Origin of the sequence: Geobacillus vulcani PSS1, from assembly GCF_000733845.1 — a bacterium.
GTDB classification, from domain to species: domain Bacteria; phylum Bacillota; class Bacilli; order Bacillales; family Anoxybacillaceae; genus Geobacillus; species Geobacillus vulcani.
Genome location: NZ_JPOI01000001.1, coordinates 889,451 through 905,000, shown reverse-complemented (window position 1 = coordinate 905,000; position 15,550 = coordinate 889,451). Strand labels below are relative to the sequence as shown.

General features: G+C 51.6%; 15 protein-coding genes and 2 rRNA genes (1 of these 17 only partly in view). 16 read left to right on the top strand and 1 reads right to left on the bottom strand.

Features of this window, described 5'->3' with window-relative positions:
- The 11 genes from N685_RS0104980 to rsmI all read left to right on the top strand — a co-directional run.
- Positions 1-1,561 (top strand): 23S ribosomal RNA (locus N685_RS0104980) (it extends 1,368 nt beyond the left edge of the window).
- A gap of 204 nt (positions 1,562-1,765) precedes the next feature.
- Entirely contained in the window at positions 1,766-1,951 is a 186-nt protein-coding gene (locus N685_RS0104970) for a hypothetical protein (RefSeq protein ID WP_031406262.1), read from the top strand.
- 79 nt (positions 1,952-2,030) lie between these two features.
- Positions 2,031-2,147, top strand: a 5S ribosomal RNA gene (gene rrf / locus N685_RS0104965).
- Positions 2,148-2,296: 149 nt separating this feature from the next.
- Positions 2,297-2,503 carry a sigma factor G inhibitor Gin gene (locus tag N685_RS0104960; RefSeq protein ID WP_031406363.1) on the top strand — a complete coding sequence of 69 codons (207 nt, stop codon included), beginning with the start codon at positions 2,297-2,299 and terminating at the stop codon, positions 2,501-2,503.
- A gap of 173 nt (positions 2,504-2,676) precedes the next feature.
- Complete coding sequence (locus N685_RS0104955; protein ID WP_031406361.1) at positions 2,677-4,110, top strand: aminotransferase class I/II-fold pyridoxal phosphate-dependent enzyme; 1,434 nt, start codon at positions 2,677-2,679, stop codon at positions 4,108-4,110.
- Between the two features lie 26 nt (positions 4,111-4,136).
- Entirely contained in the window at positions 4,137-4,769 is a 633-nt protein-coding gene (tmk, locus tag N685_RS0104950) for a dTMP kinase (protein WP_031406359.1), read from the top strand.
- A 78-nt stretch (positions 4,770-4,847) separates the two neighbouring features.
- Positions 4,848-5,840 (top strand): DNA polymerase III subunit delta', encoded by a 993-nt coding sequence (gene holB / locus N685_RS0104945; protein WP_031406357.1) that lies wholly within the window; start codon positions 4,848-4,850, stop codon positions 5,838-5,840.
- A 14-nt stretch (positions 5,841-5,854) separates the two neighbouring features.
- Positions 5,855-6,682 (top strand): PSP1 domain-containing protein, encoded by an 828-nt coding sequence (locus N685_RS0104940; RefSeq protein WP_031406355.1) that lies wholly within the window; start codon positions 5,855-5,857, stop codon positions 6,680-6,682.
- Positions 6,683-6,697: 15 nt separating this feature from the next.
- The gene (gene yabA, locus N685_RS0104935; protein WP_031406353.1) at positions 6,698-7,060 is read left to right on the top strand and encodes a DNA replication initiation control protein YabA; all 363 of its coding nucleotides are present in this window, start codon (positions 6,698-6,700) and stop codon (positions 7,058-7,060) included.
- A 60-nt stretch (positions 7,061-7,120) separates the two neighbouring features.
- Positions 7,121-7,870 carry a tRNA1(Val) (adenine(37)-N6)-methyltransferase gene (locus N685_RS0104930; RefSeq protein WP_031406351.1) on the top strand — a complete coding sequence of 250 codons (750 nt, stop codon included), beginning with the start codon at positions 7,121-7,123 and terminating at the stop codon, positions 7,868-7,870.
- A gap of 15 nt (positions 7,871-7,885) precedes the next feature.
- Positions 7,886-8,794 (top strand): 16S rRNA (cytidine(1402)-2'-O)-methyltransferase, encoded by a 909-nt coding sequence (gene rsmI, locus N685_RS0104925; RefSeq protein WP_031406349.1) that lies wholly within the window; start codon positions 7,886-7,888, stop codon positions 8,792-8,794.
- A 16-nt stretch (positions 8,795-8,810) separates the two neighbouring features.
- Here the strand turns inward: rsmI and N685_RS0104920 are convergent, their stop codons facing one another.
- Positions 8,811-9,110 (bottom strand): AbrB/MazE/SpoVT family DNA-binding domain-containing protein, encoded by a 300-nt coding sequence (locus tag N685_RS0104920; RefSeq protein ID WP_021322629.1) that lies wholly within the window; start codon positions 9,108-9,110, stop codon positions 8,811-8,813.
- Between the two features lie 396 nt (positions 9,111-9,506).
- On the opposite strand from N685_RS0104920, the gene metG reads away from it, so the two are divergent.
- The 5 genes from metG to rsmA all read left to right on the top strand — a co-directional run bounded on the left by metG (position 9,507) and on the right by rsmA (position 15,467).
- A complete protein-coding gene (gene metG, locus N685_RS0104915; protein ID WP_031406343.1) occupies positions 9,507-11,459 on the top strand; it encodes a methionine--tRNA ligase in 1,953 nt (650 codons plus the stop codon).
- Between the two features lie 136 nt (positions 11,460-11,595).
- Positions 11,596-12,366, top strand: a complete 771-nt coding sequence (locus N685_RS0104910) for a TatD family hydrolase (RefSeq protein WP_031406341.1) — start codon at positions 11,596-11,598, stop codon at positions 12,364-12,366.
- 200 nt (positions 12,367-12,566) lie between these two features.
- Entirely contained in the window at positions 12,567-13,772 is a 1,206-nt protein-coding gene (locus N685_RS0104905) for a G5 and 3D domain-containing protein (protein WP_031406340.1), read from the top strand.
- Between the two features lie 257 nt (positions 13,773-14,029).
- The gene (rnmV, locus tag N685_RS0104900; protein WP_031406338.1) at positions 14,030-14,593 is read left to right on the top strand and encodes a ribonuclease M5; all 564 of its coding nucleotides are present in this window, start codon (positions 14,030-14,032) and stop codon (positions 14,591-14,593) included.
- On the top strand, positions 14,586-15,467 hold the full coding sequence (rsmA, locus tag N685_RS0104895) for a 16S rRNA (adenine(1518)-N(6)/adenine(1519)-N(6))-dimethyltransferase RsmA (RefSeq protein WP_031406336.1): 882 nt from the start codon (positions 14,586-14,588) through the stop codon (positions 15,465-15,467). The genes rnmV and rsmA overlap by 8 nt, the downstream gene beginning before the upstream one ends.
- Positions 15,468-15,550 lie beyond the last annotated feature (83 nt).

Here is a 15,550-nt window from a genome sequence, read left to right as displayed (position 1 = left end):
CGTCCGCTCAGGGTTAGTCGGGACCTAAGCCGAGGCCGAAAGGCGTAGGTGATGGGCAACAGGTCGAGATTCCTGTACCACCTCCTTCCCGTTTGAGCGATGGGGGGACGCAGGAGGATAGGGCGAGCAGGCGGCTGGAAGAGCCTGTCCAAGCAGTGAGGCTGGCCAGCAGGCAAATCCGCTGGCCGTAAGGCCAAGCTGTGATGGCGACGGAGTCATCCGGAAGTCCCTGATTCCACACTGCCAAGAAAAGCCTCTAGCGAGGGAAGAGGTGCCCGTACCGCAAACCGACACAGGTAGGCGAGGAGAGAATCCTAAGGCGCGCGGGAGAACTCTCGTTAAGGAACTCGGCAAAATGACCCCGTAACTTCGGGAGAAGGGGTGCTCTTTGGGGTGAGGAGCCCTGAAGAGCCGCAGTGAAAAGGCCCAAGCGACTGTTTATCAAAAACACAGGTCTCTGCGAAGCCGAAAGGCGACGTATAGGGGCTGACACCTGCCCGGTGCTGGAAGGTTAAGGGGAGTGCTTAGCGGAAGCGAAGGTGCGAACCGAAGCCCCAGTAAACGGCGGCCGTAACTATAACGGTCCTAAGGTAGCGAAATTCCTTGTCGGGTAAGTTCCGACCCGCACGAAAGGTGTAACGACTTGGGCGCTGTCTCAACGAGAGACCCGGTGAAATTATACTACCTGTGAAGATGCAGGTTACCCGCGACAGGACGGAAAGACCCCGTGGAGCTTTACTGCAGCCTGATATGGAATTTTGGTATCGCTTGTACAGGATAGGTGGGAGCCGGGGAAGCCGGAGCGCCAGCTTCGGTGGAGGCGACGGTGGGATACCACCCTGGCGGTATTGAAATTCTAACCCGCACCCCTGAGCGGGGTGGGAGACAGTGTCAGGTGGGCAGTTTGACTGGGGCGGTCGCCTCCCAAAAGGTAACGGAGGCGCCCAAAGGTTCCCTCAGAATGGTTGGAAATCATTCGGAGAGTGCAAAGGCACAAGGGAGCTTGACTGCGAGACGGACAGGTCGAGCAGGGACGAAAGTCGGGCTTAGTGATCCGGTGGTTCCGCATGGAAGGGCCATCGCTCAACGGATAAAAGCTACCCCGGGGATAACAGGCTGATCTCCCCCAAGAGTCCACATCGACGGGGAGGTTTGGCACCTCGATGTCGGCTCATCGCATCCTGGGGCTGAAGTCGGTCCCAAGGGTTGGGCTGTTCGCCCATTAAAGCGGTACGCGAGCTGGGTTCAGAACGTCGTGAGACAGTTCGGTCCCTATCCGTCGCGGGCGCAGGAAATTTGAGAGGAGCTGTCCTTAGTACGAGAGGACCGGGATGGACGCACCGCTGGTGTACCAGTTGTCCCGCCAGGGGCACCGCTGGGTAGCTATGTGCGGACGGGATAAGCGCTGAAAGCATCTAAGCGTGAAGCCCCCCTCAAGATGAGATTTCCCACCGCCAAAAGCGGGTAAGATCCCTCGAAGATGACGAGGTCGATAGGTCCGAGGTGGAAGCGTGGCGACACGTGGAGCTGACGGATACTAATCGATCGAGGGCTTAACCTAGAAAAGTGGAAGCGCCGCGTTTCGCTCTCGAAGCCAAATGTTCTTCACCCGCAGGGGCGCTCGCGCCCCGAGGGGGAAGGTTATTTGGCAGAAGAGAGCTAGGCGCTGGAACTGGACAATAGAAAAGCGCAGGCGAGCGGTTCGCCGCGACGGGCAAATGTTCTTCGCCCGCAGGGGTGCTTGCACCCCGAGGGAGAAGGTTATTTGACCCCGAGCGGAGGCGAGCCGGAGCTAGACAGTGCGAAAAGCGGAGGCCGCCCGCCTATCGGCGAAACGCGCTGGAGGGCCTGCGAGGAGGCTGTCGCCGCCGCAGCAGGACCGAAGCGTCGCGAGCCGATGGCGGCCGGAGCTAGACAGTACGAAGCGCGGCTTCTTCCGACGGTTATCTAGTTTTGAGGGAATGAACTATTTCGATTGACAAATCCAACAGGATGGATATAATAATAACTGTCCAAGATGATCATCGTTGCCTAGTGGCTATGGCGGAGGGGAAACACCCGTTCCCATCCCGAACACGGAAGTTAAGCCCTCCAGCGCCGATGGTAGTTGGGGCCAGCGCCCCTGCAAGAGTAGGTCGCTGCTAGGCAATAATGAGCAGCCAGTTGCATTCGTGCAATTGGCTGCTTTTGTTTTGAGGAAAAAACGATAAGGACCCGCTCAATGTCTCTCTTCCTTTCATCTACTAGTATAGAATGTTAGCAATGTGGGAAACATAGAGGATGGGAGGTGGAGAGCGTGAGGACATCAATAGTCGATCGGAATCAACGCGAACATGTATGCATCGTTTGTGAACAGAAAAAAAAGGAAGGAATTTCCCTTTTTGGCCATTTTCTTTGTTTGGACTGCAACCGGGCGATTGTGCAAACGAATACGGATGACCCGAACTACTCGTTTTATGTGCGACAGTTGCGCAAAATGTTTACATCGAAAATTCACTCGTAATTGGGGCCTGCATTCGGGCCTGTTTTTATTTGCGATTGATGCGACTCGTGCGTTTTTTCGAGCGTTTGTGATACTATTATGTTTGATGTTTCTCCTGCATATCCTGTGCATTTTGGCAGTCTGTGCCCGGACGATGGCTGTTCTGGGACGGACAGCAAGGAAAGAGGATGATGATGGATCAAACGAAAACTCCTTTATATGACGCTCTCATACACCATTGGGCGCGCCGCCCGGTTTCGTTTCACGTGCCGGGACATAAATACGGTGCGTTGTTTTCAGAACGAGGGAGAGATCTGTTTGCGCCGCTGTTGGCGTTGGATGCGACGGAAATTTCCGGCTTGGATGACTTGCATCATCCTGAGTCGGTGATTGCTGAGGCGCAGGCGTTGGCAGCGGAGCTATATGGCGTTCGGGAGACGTTTTTCCTTGTGAACGGTTCGACGGCAGGGAATTTGGCCATGATCGCCGCCGTGTGTGATGGAAAGAGGAAGAAAGTGATTGTGCAACGCAATTGCCATAAATCGGTGATGCATGCATTGCAACTTATGGGGGCCACTCCTGTTCTACTTGCCCCGGAGTTTGATCGTGATGTGTGTGTCGCTTCGCACATTCGCCCTGAAGCGGTTAAAGAGGCGTTGGCGCTTCATGGCGATGTTGTTGCGGTTGTATTGACGAACCCAAATTATTATGGAATGGCTGGCGATTTGACAGAAATCGTCCGTCTAGTTCATGAACATGGCATTCCGGTGCTGGTTGATGAGGCGCATGGCGCTCATTTCGTTCTCGGGCCCCCTTTTCCGACATCGGCGCTCCGCTATGGCGCCGATGTCGTCGTGCAGTCGGCTCATAAAACGTTGCCGGCGATGACGATGGGAGCGTTTTTGCATGTAAACAGCGAGCGGGTTGATCTTGAACGGTTGAAATATTTTTTGCAGTTGTTTCAGTCAAGCAGTCCGTCTTACCCGATTATGGCGTCGCTCGATTTGGCGCGGAGCTATGTTGCCCAGCTTTCAAAAAGCGATGCGGCAACGATCGTGGCGGAAATTAAGGAGTTTAAAGCAGCCCTGGCCGATATTGACGGGGTGGCAGTCGTTTGTTCCCGCCATTTTGGCGTACAGACCGATCCGCTGAAAGTAACGGTGCAGACGCGTTGTTCCCTAACTGGGTATGAACTGCAGCGTCGACTTGAGCGCGAAGGAGTGTTTGTCGAGCTTGCTGATCAAATGAATGTGCTTTTTGTTTGCCCGCTGGCCGCAACTGGTGGACTTCAGAAGGCGGTGAAGAAAATCAAACGGGCGTGGCGTGATTTGCCGGATGGTGAGGTGCCGGTATGTGACGCTTCGCCTTTTCTCGGCCCACCGCTATCGGTTTTAGTCCCGTATGATGAACTGCGTTGTTTGCGGACAAAAGCCGTGGCGCTTGAGGAAGCTGAAGGACATATAGCGGCGGAAACGATCATTCCATATCCACCTGGTGTGCCGCTCGTGTGGGTCGGGGAACAGCTCGGCCGTGGCCATATTGAACAGATCCGCCAGCTTCTTTGCTATCGGGCACACATACAAGGCGGGAGCAGGCTGAAAGATGGTCAGTTGGTTGTATACGAATAGGAAGGATGGAAAGGATGCCGCGAGTGATGAACGGATGCTTTTTTTCGTTTGAAGGGCCGGAAGGAGCCGGCAAAACGACGATGATCAGCAAATTGGAATCGTTGTTGCGTGAGCGGGGGATTGACGTTGTGGCGACGAGGGAACCGGGCGGAGTGCGCATTGCCGAGGCAATTCGTTCAATCATTTTAAACCGCGATTATACAGAGATGGACGGGCGGACGGAGGCTCTTTTGTATGCGGCCGCGCGCCGGCAGCATTTGCTTGAGAAAATCGTACCGGCGCTTGAGGCTGGGTGCGTCGTCCTTTGCGACCGGTTTGTTGACAGCTCCCTCGCCTATCAAGGATTTGCCCGCGGGCTTGGCATTGAGGAAGTATGGAAAATTAATGAGTTCGCTATTGATGGATATATGCCGTCGCTGACGATTTATTTTGATCTCGATCCGCAAATTGGGCTTGAACGAATCCGGCGAAACCGCGGCCGGGAAGTAAATCGGCTTGACCTTGAAACGTTGTCTTTTCATGAGAAGGTGCGAGAAGGGTATCGGGAACTCGCCAGACGGTTTGGCGACCGCATTGTCGTCATCGACGCGAACCGCCCGCTTGATGATGTATTCTCCGAAACAACAGCAGTGGTGCTTTCCCGCTTGAAAGGAAGATGACAGCGCCATTTCCATGAATCCAACCGTGATGATTCCTAGCGGACATGATAGAATAGAAATAAGAAATAAGGAAGAGTGATGGCGATGCGATGGGAACAGCTAGCGAAACGTCAGCCGGTGGTGGCGAAAATGTTGCAAAGCGCCTTGGAAAAAGGGCGAATTTCTCATGCGTACTTGTTTGAGGGGCAACGGGGGACGGGTAAAAAAGCGGCCAGTTTGTTGTTGGCGAAACGTTTGTTTTGTCTATCCCCAATCGGAGTTTCCCCGTGTCTAGAGTGCCGCAACTGCCGGCGCATCGACTCCGGCAACCACCCCGATGTCCGGGTGATTGGCCCGGATGGAGGGTCAATCAAAAAGGAACAAATCGAATGGCTGCAACAAGAGTTCTCGAAAACAGCGGTCGAGTCGGATAAAAAAATGTACATTGTTGAGTACGCCGATCAAATGACGACAAGCGCTGCCAACAGCCTTCTGAAATTTTTGGAAGAACCACATCCGGGAACGGTGGCGGTATTGCTGACCGAGCAATACCATCGCTTGCTGGAGACGATCGTTTCCCGCTGTCAAGTGCTTTCGTTCCGGCCGCTGTCGCCGGTGGAGCTCGCCCAGGAACTTGTCGAGGAGCACGTACCGTTGCCATTGGCGCTGTTGGCTGCCCATTTGACAAACAGCTTCGAGGAAGCACTGGCACTTGCCCAAGATAGTTGGTTTGCCGAGGCGCGAACATTAGTGCTACAATGGTATGAGATGCTCGGCAAGCCGAAGCTGCATCTTTTGTTTTTCATCCATGACCGCTTGTTTCCGCATTTTTTGGAAAGCCATCAGCTTGACCTTGGACTTGATTTGCTTTTATATTTATACCGCGATTTGTTGCATATTCAAGCCGGACAAATGGACGGCGTGTTATACCGTGATCAGTTGGACCGCCTGCAACGATGGGGGCTTGCTTGCCCACAACGGCGGATCGTGGCTGGTATGGAAGCAATTTTACAAGCGAAAACGCGTTTAAATACAACCAATATGAGCACCGCGTTGCTTGTTGAGCAGCTCGTTCTTCAATTAAAGCGGTAAAGGAGGGAGAGCCGTTGTATACGGTAGTCGGCGTCCGTTTTAAAAAAGCAGGAAAAATTTATTATTTTGACCCTGGCGATGCCGTTATTCCCGTCGGCGAATTCGTCATTGTCGAGACGGTGCGAGGCATTGAGTATGGAAAAGTCGTCGTCGCCAATAAACAAGTTGACGAAAACGACATCGTGTTGCCGCTCAAAAAAGTGATCCGAGTGGCGAATGAGAAAGATAAATGGATTGTAGAAGAAAACAAAAAGGCGGCGCGCCAGGCGTACGACATTTGCTTGCGCAAGGTGGAAGAGCACGGGCTGGAAATGAAGCTTGTCGATGTGGAATATACGTTTGACCGCAATAAAGTGATCTTTTATTTCACTGCCGATGGGCGCGTCGATTTCCGCGAGCTTGTGAAAGACTTAGCGTCGATTTTCCGCACGCGCATCGAGCTGCGGCAAATCGGGGTGCGCGATGAGGCGAAAATGCTTGGCGGCATCGGGCCGTGCGGCCGTATGCTTTGCTGTTCGACGTTTTTAGGCGATTTTGAACCGGTGTCGATCAAAATGGCGAAAGATCAAAACTTGTCGCTCAATCCAACGAAAATTTCCGGGCTGTGCGGCCGGCTGATGTGTTGCCTGAAATATGAAAACGAAGAGTATGAGACGGCGAAAGAACAACTCCCGGATTTAGGGGAATATGTCGAGACACCACACGGCTTCGGCAAAGTCGTCGGCTTGAACATTTTAGAGCGGGTGTTGCAAATCGAGATTCCAGAATTCGGAAGGGTCGTCGAATACACACTCGATGAGCTGATGAAAAACGGGACGTTGTCCATTCGCGTCGCAGATTAATTTGGGGTGGGGCCGGTGGAAAAAGTAGATAAAAAAGAAGTGTTTCGATCAGTGGCCAATATGGAAGAGCAACTTAGTTATTTTTACCGCGAGCTGGTTCAACTGAAACAGCGCGTAACGGAGCTGTTAGAAGAGAATCACCAGTTGCAAATCGAAAATGCTCATTTGCGCCGTCGACTTGAACAATTGTCAGAAGCATGGGAAGAAGCCAAACGAAAAGGGGACAAACATGGCAAAAAACTGATCGACATTGGCGAAGGGTATGACAATTTAGCCCGCCTTTACCAAGAAGGGTTTCATATTTGTCATATCCATTACGGAAGCGTTCGCACCGAGGGCGATTGTTTGTTTTGCTTGTCATTTTTGAACAAAAACTAAAGGCAGCGCCACCCTTTCCGTTTCGGAAAGGTTATTTTTTTCAATGGAGGGTCGTGCGTCATGGTGGAATTGCACGAGGATGAACGGCTCGATTATTTGTTTAACGAAGAGCTCCGCATCATTCAAAGTCCATCTGTATTTTCGTTTTCCCTTGATGCCGTGCTCCTTGCTCATTTTGCCTATATGCCGATTCAAAAGGGGCAGATTGTTGATTTGTGCACGGGCAACGGAGTGATTCCCCTCTTATTGAGCCGGCGAACAAAAGGGACGATCATCGGCATCGAAATTCAAGAACGGCTTTGCGACATGGCGAGGCGGAGTGTGCAATACAACGGGCTTGAAGGACAAATCGAGATCATACACGGCGACATTAAAGAAGCGCCGCAGCGGATCGGTTACAGCCGGTACGATGTCGTCACGTGCAACCCCCCGTATTTTCCAGCAGTCGGCAAAGATGAACTGAACAAAAATGAACATATCGCCATCGCCCGCCATGAAATTTATTGCACCTTAGAGGATGTGATCCGCGTCAGCAGCCAGCTGTTGAAGCAAGGAGGGAAGGCGGCGTTCGTCCACCGGCCCGGGAGGCTGCTTGACCTTGTGACGCTCATGCGCCAATACCGTCTTGAGCCGAAACGGCTCCGCTTTGTGTACCCGAAAGCGGGCAAAGAGGCGAACATGATTTTGATTGAAGGAACAAAAGATGCAAGCCCGGACTTAAAAGTGTTGCCTCCGCTTGTCGTGTATGATGAGAAGAACGAATATACCGAGGAGACGAAGCGTATCTTATATGGCATTATTTCATCTTAAAGGGGCGGAACAAGGATGCTTTGGCAGCAAAAAAGTTTTGTCGAACAAACGGAGCAAGGGACATTGTACATCGTGCCGACGCCGATCGGCAATTTGGAGGATATGACGTTTCGCGCGGTTAGGACGCTTCAGGAGGCTGACGTCATCGCTGCCGAAGACACAAGGCAGACGAAAAAGCTGCTCGCTCATTTCGACATTCATACGCCGCTCGTCAGCTACCATGAGCATAATAAATACGCGAGCGGCCGACAGCTTGTCGAATGGCTGAAGAAAGGAAAAACGGTGGCATTAGTGAGCGACGCCGGGATGCCCGGCATTTCCGATCCGGGCTATGAGCTTATTGCTGCGGCGCTTGCCGAACGCTGCCGCGTCGTCCCTCTTCCTGGAGCGAACGCGGCATTGACAGCGCTTGTCGCCTCCGGGTTGCCGACGAACCGCTTTTTGTTTGTCGGCTTTTTGGAACGGGCGAAAAAAGAGAAAAAAGAGCAGTTGCTGTCGTTAAAAACGGCGGCGGAGACGTTAATTTTTTATGAGGCGCCCCACCGCCTGAAAGAAACCCTCGCTCTCATGTATGATATATTCGGCAATCGGCGCATCGCTCTTGGCCGCGAGCTGACGAAACGGTTTGAGGAGTTCATCCGCGGTGATTTAAGTGATGCGGTCGCTTGGGCGGAAGAACATGACATCCGGGGCGAATTTTGCCTCATTGTCGAAGGGGCGCGAGATGGACATAAACAAGAGCAAGAGGCAGAGGAATGGTGGCAGCCGCTTTCGCTTGTCGAACATGTCGATTATTATATTCGCGAGCACAGCCTTTCCGTCAAAGAGGCGGTGAAACAGGCGGCCAGTGATCGAAACATGTCGAAACGTGACGTTTATCGGCAGTATCATCAACAGCAAGAAGAAAAAAAAGAGTTTCTCTGAAGCCAGAGAAACTTTTTTATTCTTTTTCTTTGTCCGCTGCTGCTTCTAGATGCTGTTGGATCTCCTGCAGCAAAATTTCCGCGCCTTCGCGGCTTAAAATGATTTTGCCGCCGGCCAGTTTGAAGTTGTCGTCCGACACTTCGCCGGTGACGACACACGTCATGTTCGGCTTATACTTTTTCAAAATGATGCGGTCATCGTCAACATAAATTTCCAACGCATCTTTTTCGTTAATATCCAACGTGCGTCGCAGTTCAATCGGAATGACGACGCGTCCTAACTCATCGACTTTACGCACAATCCCTGTCGATTTCATCGTCGATTCTCCTCTCCGCAAAAAAGTTTTTTGTCGTTTATTCGTCAATATTCGATAAATTTCCTACAACCTAATCATATCAGTGTTTCCATTAAGCGTCAATCCTTTAATATGTAAAATTTAAAAAAAATGTATATTGTTATTTCAAAAAAAAGTTTGTTTAGAGAGAAAGGAGAAAACGAATGAATTTGCCCTTCTAAAATCTATCCTTGTATAACGAGTTCGCAGCGATGGTTGAAAATGCGGCCGTATTTTTGCTGGTTTGGGTATATTTTTTCAGCCCACGAGAAATAGATGTTTTTGTAGAATGAAAAAATTATGTAAAATAAAAGTAACGCCGCTCTCGTCGCCGGACGGGGGCTTTTGTGTTCAACAGTACGAGGGAGGGCCTAACCGATGGAGAAAAAAACGTTTTATTTGACGACGCCGATTTATTACCCGAGCGACCGTCTGCATATCGGTCATGCTTATACAACGGTAGCGGGGGACGCCATGGCTCGCTATAAACGGATGCGCGGCTATGATGTCATGTATTTGACAGGCACCGATGAGCATGGGCAAAAAATTCAGCGCAAGGCGGAAGAAAAAGGAGTAACACCGCAACAATACGTCGATGAGATCGTGGCTGGCATTCAAGAGCTGTGGAAGAAGCTTGACATTTCCTACGATGATTTTATTCGTACAACACAGGAGCGGCATAAAAAAGTTGTCGAACAAATTTTCGCCCGTCTTGTCGAACAAGGCGATATTTATTTGGGTGAATATGAAGGCTGGTATTGTACGCCGTGCGAATCGTTTTACACGGAGCGGCAGCTTGTGGAAGGCAACTGTCCGGACTGCGGTCGGCCTGTTGAGAAAGTGAAAGAAGAGTCCTATTTCTTCCGGATGAGCAAATACGTCGACCGCTTGTTGCAATATTACGAAGAAAATCCCGATTTTATCCAGCCGGAGTCGCGGAAAAATGAGATGATTAACAACTTCATTAAGCCGGGGCTTGAGGATTTGGCTGTGTCGCGGACGACGTTCGATTGGGGCATTAAAGTGCCAGGCAATCCGAGACATGTCATCTATGTCTGGATCGACGCGCTTGCCAACTACATCACCGCGCTCGGCTACGGCACGGACAACGATGAAAAGTTCCGCAAATATTGGCCGGCGGACGTCCATTTGGTCGGCAAAGAGATTGTTCGTTTCCATACGATTTATTGGCCGATTATGTTGATGGCGCTCGGCTTGCCGCTGCCGAAAAAAGTATTCGGCCATGGCTGGCTGCTCATGAAAGACGGGAAAATGTCGAAATCGAAAGGCAATGTTGTCGACCCAGTAACGCTCATCGACCGGTATGGGCTTGATGCGCTTCGCTATTATTTGCTGCGGGAAGTGCCGTTCGGCGCTGATGGCGTGTTTACGCCGGAAGGATTTATTGAGCGCATCAACTATGACTTGGCCAACGACTTAGGCAATTTGTTGCACCGTACCGTAGCGATGATCGAGAAATATTTCGGCGGCGTTATTCCGCCATACTGCGGGCCGAAAACACCGTTTGACCAAGAGTTGACGCAAACGGCGCGCGAAGTGGTGCGTCAATATGAAGAGGCAATGGAGGAAATGGAGTTTTCCGTCGCTCTCGCCGCTGTTTGGCAGTTGATTAGCCGGACGAACAAATACATTGATGAAACGCAGCCATGGGTATTGGCCAAAGACGAACAGAAACGGGATGAACTTGCCGCCGTCATGACCCACTTGGCTGAATCGCTCCGCCATACGGCGGTGCTGCTCCAGCCGTTTTTGACGCGCACGCCGGAGCGCATGTTCGCTCAGCTCGGCATCACTAATCATTCCTTGAAAGAATGGGACAGCTTGTACGATTTTGGCCTCATTCCGGAAGGGACAAAAGTGCAAAAGGGAGAACCGCTCTTCCCGCGCCTTGACATCGAAGCGGAAGTGGAGTACATTAAGGCGCATATGCAAGGAGGCAAATCGGCTGCCGAGCCGGTAAAAGAAGAGAAAAAAGCAGCGGAGGCGGCAGAAATTTCAATTGACGAGTTCGCCAAAATCGATTTGCGTGTCGCTGAAGTCATCCATGCCGAACGGATGAAAAACGCCGATAAGCTGTTGAAGCTTCAGCTTGACCTTGGCGGCGAGAAGCGGCAAGTGATTTCCGGCATCGCCGAGTTTTACAAGCCAGAAGAACTCATCGGCAAAAAAGTCATTTGCGTCGCCAATTTAAAACCAGCCAAATTGCGCGGCGAATGGTCGGAAGGCATGATTCTAGCCGGAGGCAGCGGCGGGGAATTTTCGCTGGCGACGGTTGATCAACACGTGCCGAATGGAACGAAAATCAAATAACCGTTTGCTTGGCAGGGGGGTGTTGCGCTTGACACCTCCTTGTCGCTATTTTGTAATGGAAATGTTAACGAAATGTGACGTATGTAACCAATTTCTATGCTACACTTAACATCAAGGTGGAAAAGAGGGCATTGGTATGTTGTTTGATACGCACGCACATTTGAATGCGGTCCAATACGAAGAAGATTTGGAACAAGTGATTGAACGCGCCCGCGATGAAGGGGTTTCACACATTGTTGTCGTCGGATTTGACCGTCCGACGATCAAGCGCGCGATTGAGCTGGCCGAGCGGTATCCGTTTATTTATGCCGCGGTTGGTTGGCACCCAGTCGATGCGATCGAAATGACTGATGACGACTTGCAGATGCTTGAACAGCTCGCTGCCCACCCGAAAGTCGTGGCGCTCGGCGAGATGGGGCTTGACTACCATTGGGATAAATCGCCGAAAGACGTGCAACAAGAGGTGTTTCGGCAGCAAATCCGGCTGGCGAAAAAGGTGAAGTTGCCGATCATCATTCATAACCGTGAGGCGACGTCGGATATTTTAAAAATTTTGCAGGAGGAAAACGCCGCTGAAGTCGGCGGGATTATGCATTGCTTCAGCGGCAGCGTCGAGGTGGCCAAACAGTGCATGGACATGAATTTTTTCATTTCCCTTGGCGGACCGGTCACGTTTAAAAACGCGAAAAAACCGAAGGAAGTGGCGAAGGAGATTCCGCTCAGCCATTTATTGATCGAAACCGACTGTCCATATTTAACGCCTCACCCTTTCCGCGGCAAACGAAACGAGCCGAGCTATGTCAAATACGTCGCCGAGGCGATTGCCGAGATCAAAAATGTTTCTTTTGCCGAAGTAGCGGAAACAACGGCGGAAAATGCCAAAAAATTGTTCGCCATAGACCGCTAAAATTAGGCGTCAGATCATGGGGAGGCTTGTCGAAAAAGGGGCGAAAACGAAAAAGTTCTACAAATTCGGTGAAAATGCGCCAATGGTCTGTCGACAAGTCTTCCTTCCTTTTTCACTGAATTTTCTGCATAATAGAGTATGCTCGTGCGTACATGTTAAAGGGAGAGGGGAATTCCGCAGGAAAAGGAGGCGTTCATCTGATGTTGCCAAACGGGAGGAAATGGCTGGACTTATGGAGGAAAAACGTGACCGTCACAGCGGGTGGGTTTCTCGCCATCTCCGCGACGACAGGAGTTGCTGGATATGAGATGGCCAAGGATGATGTGACGCTGATCGCCAATGGAGAAAAACAGGAGATTCGCACTCATGCCAAAACAGTAAAAGAACTGCTGGCGGAGCAAAACATTCAGCCGCGCAAAGAAGATTATGTTTATCCGTCCCTGCATTCGCCGATCACCGACGATCTCCATATTGTTTGGGAAGCGAGCAAAGAAGTGACGCTTACAGTCAATGGAAAAAAGAAAAAGATATGGACGACAGCTGATACAGTTGCGGAGCTGCTCCGTTCGCAGCACGTAGCGGTCGGGCCGCATGACAAAGTGGCGCCAGCGCTTTCGGTGAAAATTCAAAAAGGCATGGACATCGGTGTTGAAAAGGCGTTTCCCGTCTACGTCAATGTCGGCGGTAAACAACAGCAGGTATGGACAACTTCGACTACGGTCGCTGACTTTTTGAAGCAGCAAGGGATTCAGCTAGGCCAACTTGATCGGATAGAGCCTTCCTTGCATGAAACGGTCAAAGAACAGATGACCATTCGTGTGATCCGAGTAAAAAAAGTCACCGATGTAGTGGAAGAACCCGTCGACTTTGCCGTGGTGACAAAACGGGACGACTCATTGCCGAAAGGAGAACGGCGCGTCATTCAGCCTGGAGAAAAAGGAACGGTGCAAAAAACGTATGAGGTTACGTTGGAAAACGGCAAAGAAACCGCGCGCAAGCTGATTGCTGCGAAGATGGTAAAAGAAAGCAAGGCGCGCATTGTCGCCATCGGCACGAAAACGGTGCGCCCGGTTGCCGCGCCCGACCGTCCGTCCTCGCGCGGCTCGGACCATGCCGCGAAGGAATTTTACGTCACTGCCACCGCCTACACCGCCTATTGTGCAGGCTGTTCAGGCATAACAAGCACGGGCATCAACTTGCGCAAAAATCCTTCCGCTAAAGTGATTGCAGTCGACCCGTCCGTCATCCCCCTTGGGTCGAAAGTGTATGTGGAAGGATACGGATATGCCATTGCCGCTGACACCGGCTCAGGCATCCGTGGATATAAAATTGATGTGTTTTTCCCGGAACGGTCGGATGCGTTTCGTTGGGGCAGAAAGCGCGTGAAAATACGGGTATTGCCGTAGAGATGCGATGGGAGAACGAAGCGGAGGGTTTTTTCCCTCTGCTTTTTTTCGCTATAATGGCATTGTGCCGCGACAGCGCGCGCCGTTTCTGTTAAATTAGACGATGCAAACGGAAAAAAGTTTCAGGGAAATTCAAAAAATAATTCAGGGAATGAAGCGGCTTTCGGCGATGATCCGCCTTACTTTTGATTTTACCGGAAAGGAGGCATTGCAGAAATAGGAAAAAGGGATGATTCCGTTGTTTCTGCAATGGGAGGATGAAGATCAAAGAAGTGATCGTTGTGGAAGGAAAAGATGATACGGCGGCGATCCGGCGCGCCGTCGATGCCGATACAATCGAGACAAACGGAGCAGCGGTGGGCGCGGATGTCATTGAGCGGATCAAGCTGGCGAAAGAGCGCCGCGGCGTGATCATTTTTACCGATCCCGATTTTCCTGGTGAAAAAATTCGCCGCACGATTGCCGAACAGGTGCCGGGGTGCAAGCATGCCTTTTTGCCGCGCGAGGCGGCCAAAGCGAAAAACGGCAAAGGGGTGGGGGTTGAGCACGCATCTCCCGACGAAATCCGTCAGGCGCTCGCCAATGTGTATGAAGAGGCGCCGGATTGGAAGGAAGAAATTACGTTTGCTGAACTGATCGAGGCTGGGTTGATCGGCGGCGCGATGGCGCGCCGGCGGCGGCAACGTCTCGGGGAGGAGCTGAAAATCGGCTATGCGAACGGCCGGCAGTTTCATAAGCGGCTGCAAATGTTCCGCATTTCCCGTGACGCTTTTTATGCCGCGTTAGCGCAAGTGATGCAGGAGGAGGCGGACGATGCATAAAGATATTGCAACACCGGGGCGGACGAAAGAAATTTTGGAGCGATATGGCTTTTCGTTTAAAAAGAGCCTTGGACAAAACTTTTTGATCGATGCGAACATTTTGCGGAAAATCGTGGATGTTGCCGACATCTCCCGCGATACGGGGGCGATCGAAATTGGACCGGGTATCGGAGCGTTGACGGAGCAATTGGCGAGGCGGGCGAAAAAAGTCGTCGCTTTCGAAATCGATGGCCGGCTGTTGCCCATTTTGGCTGATACGCTATCCCCCTATGACAATGTGTGCATCATCCATCAAGATGTATTAAAGGCTGATTTGCACACCGTCATCGCCAAGGAATTGGCCGATGTAACCGATCGGATGGTTGTCGCCAACTTGCCGTATTACGTGACAACGCCAATCATTATGAAGCTGCTCACCGATCGGCTGCCTATCCGCGGCATGGTCGTCATGTTGCAAAAAGAAGTGGCGGATCGTCTCGCCGCCAAGCCAGGAACGAAAGATTACGGCTCGCTGACGATCGCCGTGCAATATTATACCGAAGCAGAAGTTGTCATGACCGTGCCGCGCACCGTCTTTATGCCGCAGCCGAATGTCGATTCCGCCGTCATCCGGCTTGTGAAGCGGCAGCATCCGCCTGTTGTTGTCAACGATGAAGGTGTGTTTTTTCAAGTGGTGCGGGCAAGCTTCGCCCAGCGCCGCAAAACGCTGTTCAACAACTTGATAAACAATTTGCCGGGAGGAAAAGAGAACAAAGAGCAAATTGAACGAGCGCTCGCTGCTTTGGGCATTGACCCGCGCCGCCGCGGGGAGACGCTTGACATCGCTGAGTTTGCTTCATTAAGCAACGCGTTGACACCGCTTTTCAGCAAATGAAGGAGTCGCAAAGCAAGCGCTACTCCGGGGGCAGCGGTCTTTTCGTCAACCATCCAAACAGGCGTCTATCACCTATTGTCCGC

What these genes read in the sequence shown, in the direction of transcription:
- rsmI (WP_031406349.1), top strand. Translation starts at nt 7,886, where the DNA reads ATGCTTTGGCAGCAAAAAAGTTTTGTCGAACAAACGGAGCAAGGGACA.
- metG (WP_031406343.1), top strand. Translation starts at nt 9,507, where the DNA reads ATGGAGAAAAAAACGTTTTATTTGACGACGCCGATTTATTACCCGAGC.
- N685_RS0104955 (WP_031406361.1), top strand. Translation starts at nt 2,677, where the DNA reads ATGGATCAAACGAAAACTCCTTTATATGACGCTCTCATACACCATTGG.
- N685_RS0104905 (WP_031406340.1), top strand. Translation starts at nt 12,567, where the DNA reads ATGTTGCCAAACGGGAGGAAATGGCTGGACTTATGGAGGAAAAACGTG.
- N685_RS0104930 (WP_031406351.1), top strand. Translation starts at nt 7,121, where the DNA reads ATGGTGGAATTGCACGAGGATGAACGGCTCGATTATTTGTTTAACGAA.
- N685_RS0104920 (WP_021322629.1), bottom strand. Translation starts at nt 9,110, where the DNA reads ATGAAATCGACAGGGATTGTGCGTAAAGTCGATGAGTTAGGACGCGTC.
- N685_RS0104910 (WP_031406341.1), top strand. Translation starts at nt 11,596, where the DNA reads ATGTTGTTTGATACGCACGCACATTTGAATGCGGTCCAATACGAAGAA.
- rnmV (WP_031406338.1), top strand. Translation starts at nt 14,030, where the DNA reads ATGAAGATCAAAGAAGTGATCGTTGTGGAAGGAAAAGATGATACGGCG.
- rsmA (WP_031406336.1), top strand. Translation starts at nt 14,586, where the DNA reads ATGCATAAAGATATTGCAACACCGGGGCGGACGAAAGAAATTTTGGAG.
- tmk (WP_031406359.1), top strand. Translation starts at nt 4,137, where the DNA reads ATGAACGGATGCTTTTTTTCGTTTGAAGGGCCGGAAGGAGCCGGCAAA.
- holB (WP_031406357.1), top strand. Translation starts at nt 4,848, where the DNA reads ATGGCGATGCGATGGGAACAGCTAGCGAAACGTCAGCCGGTGGTGGCG.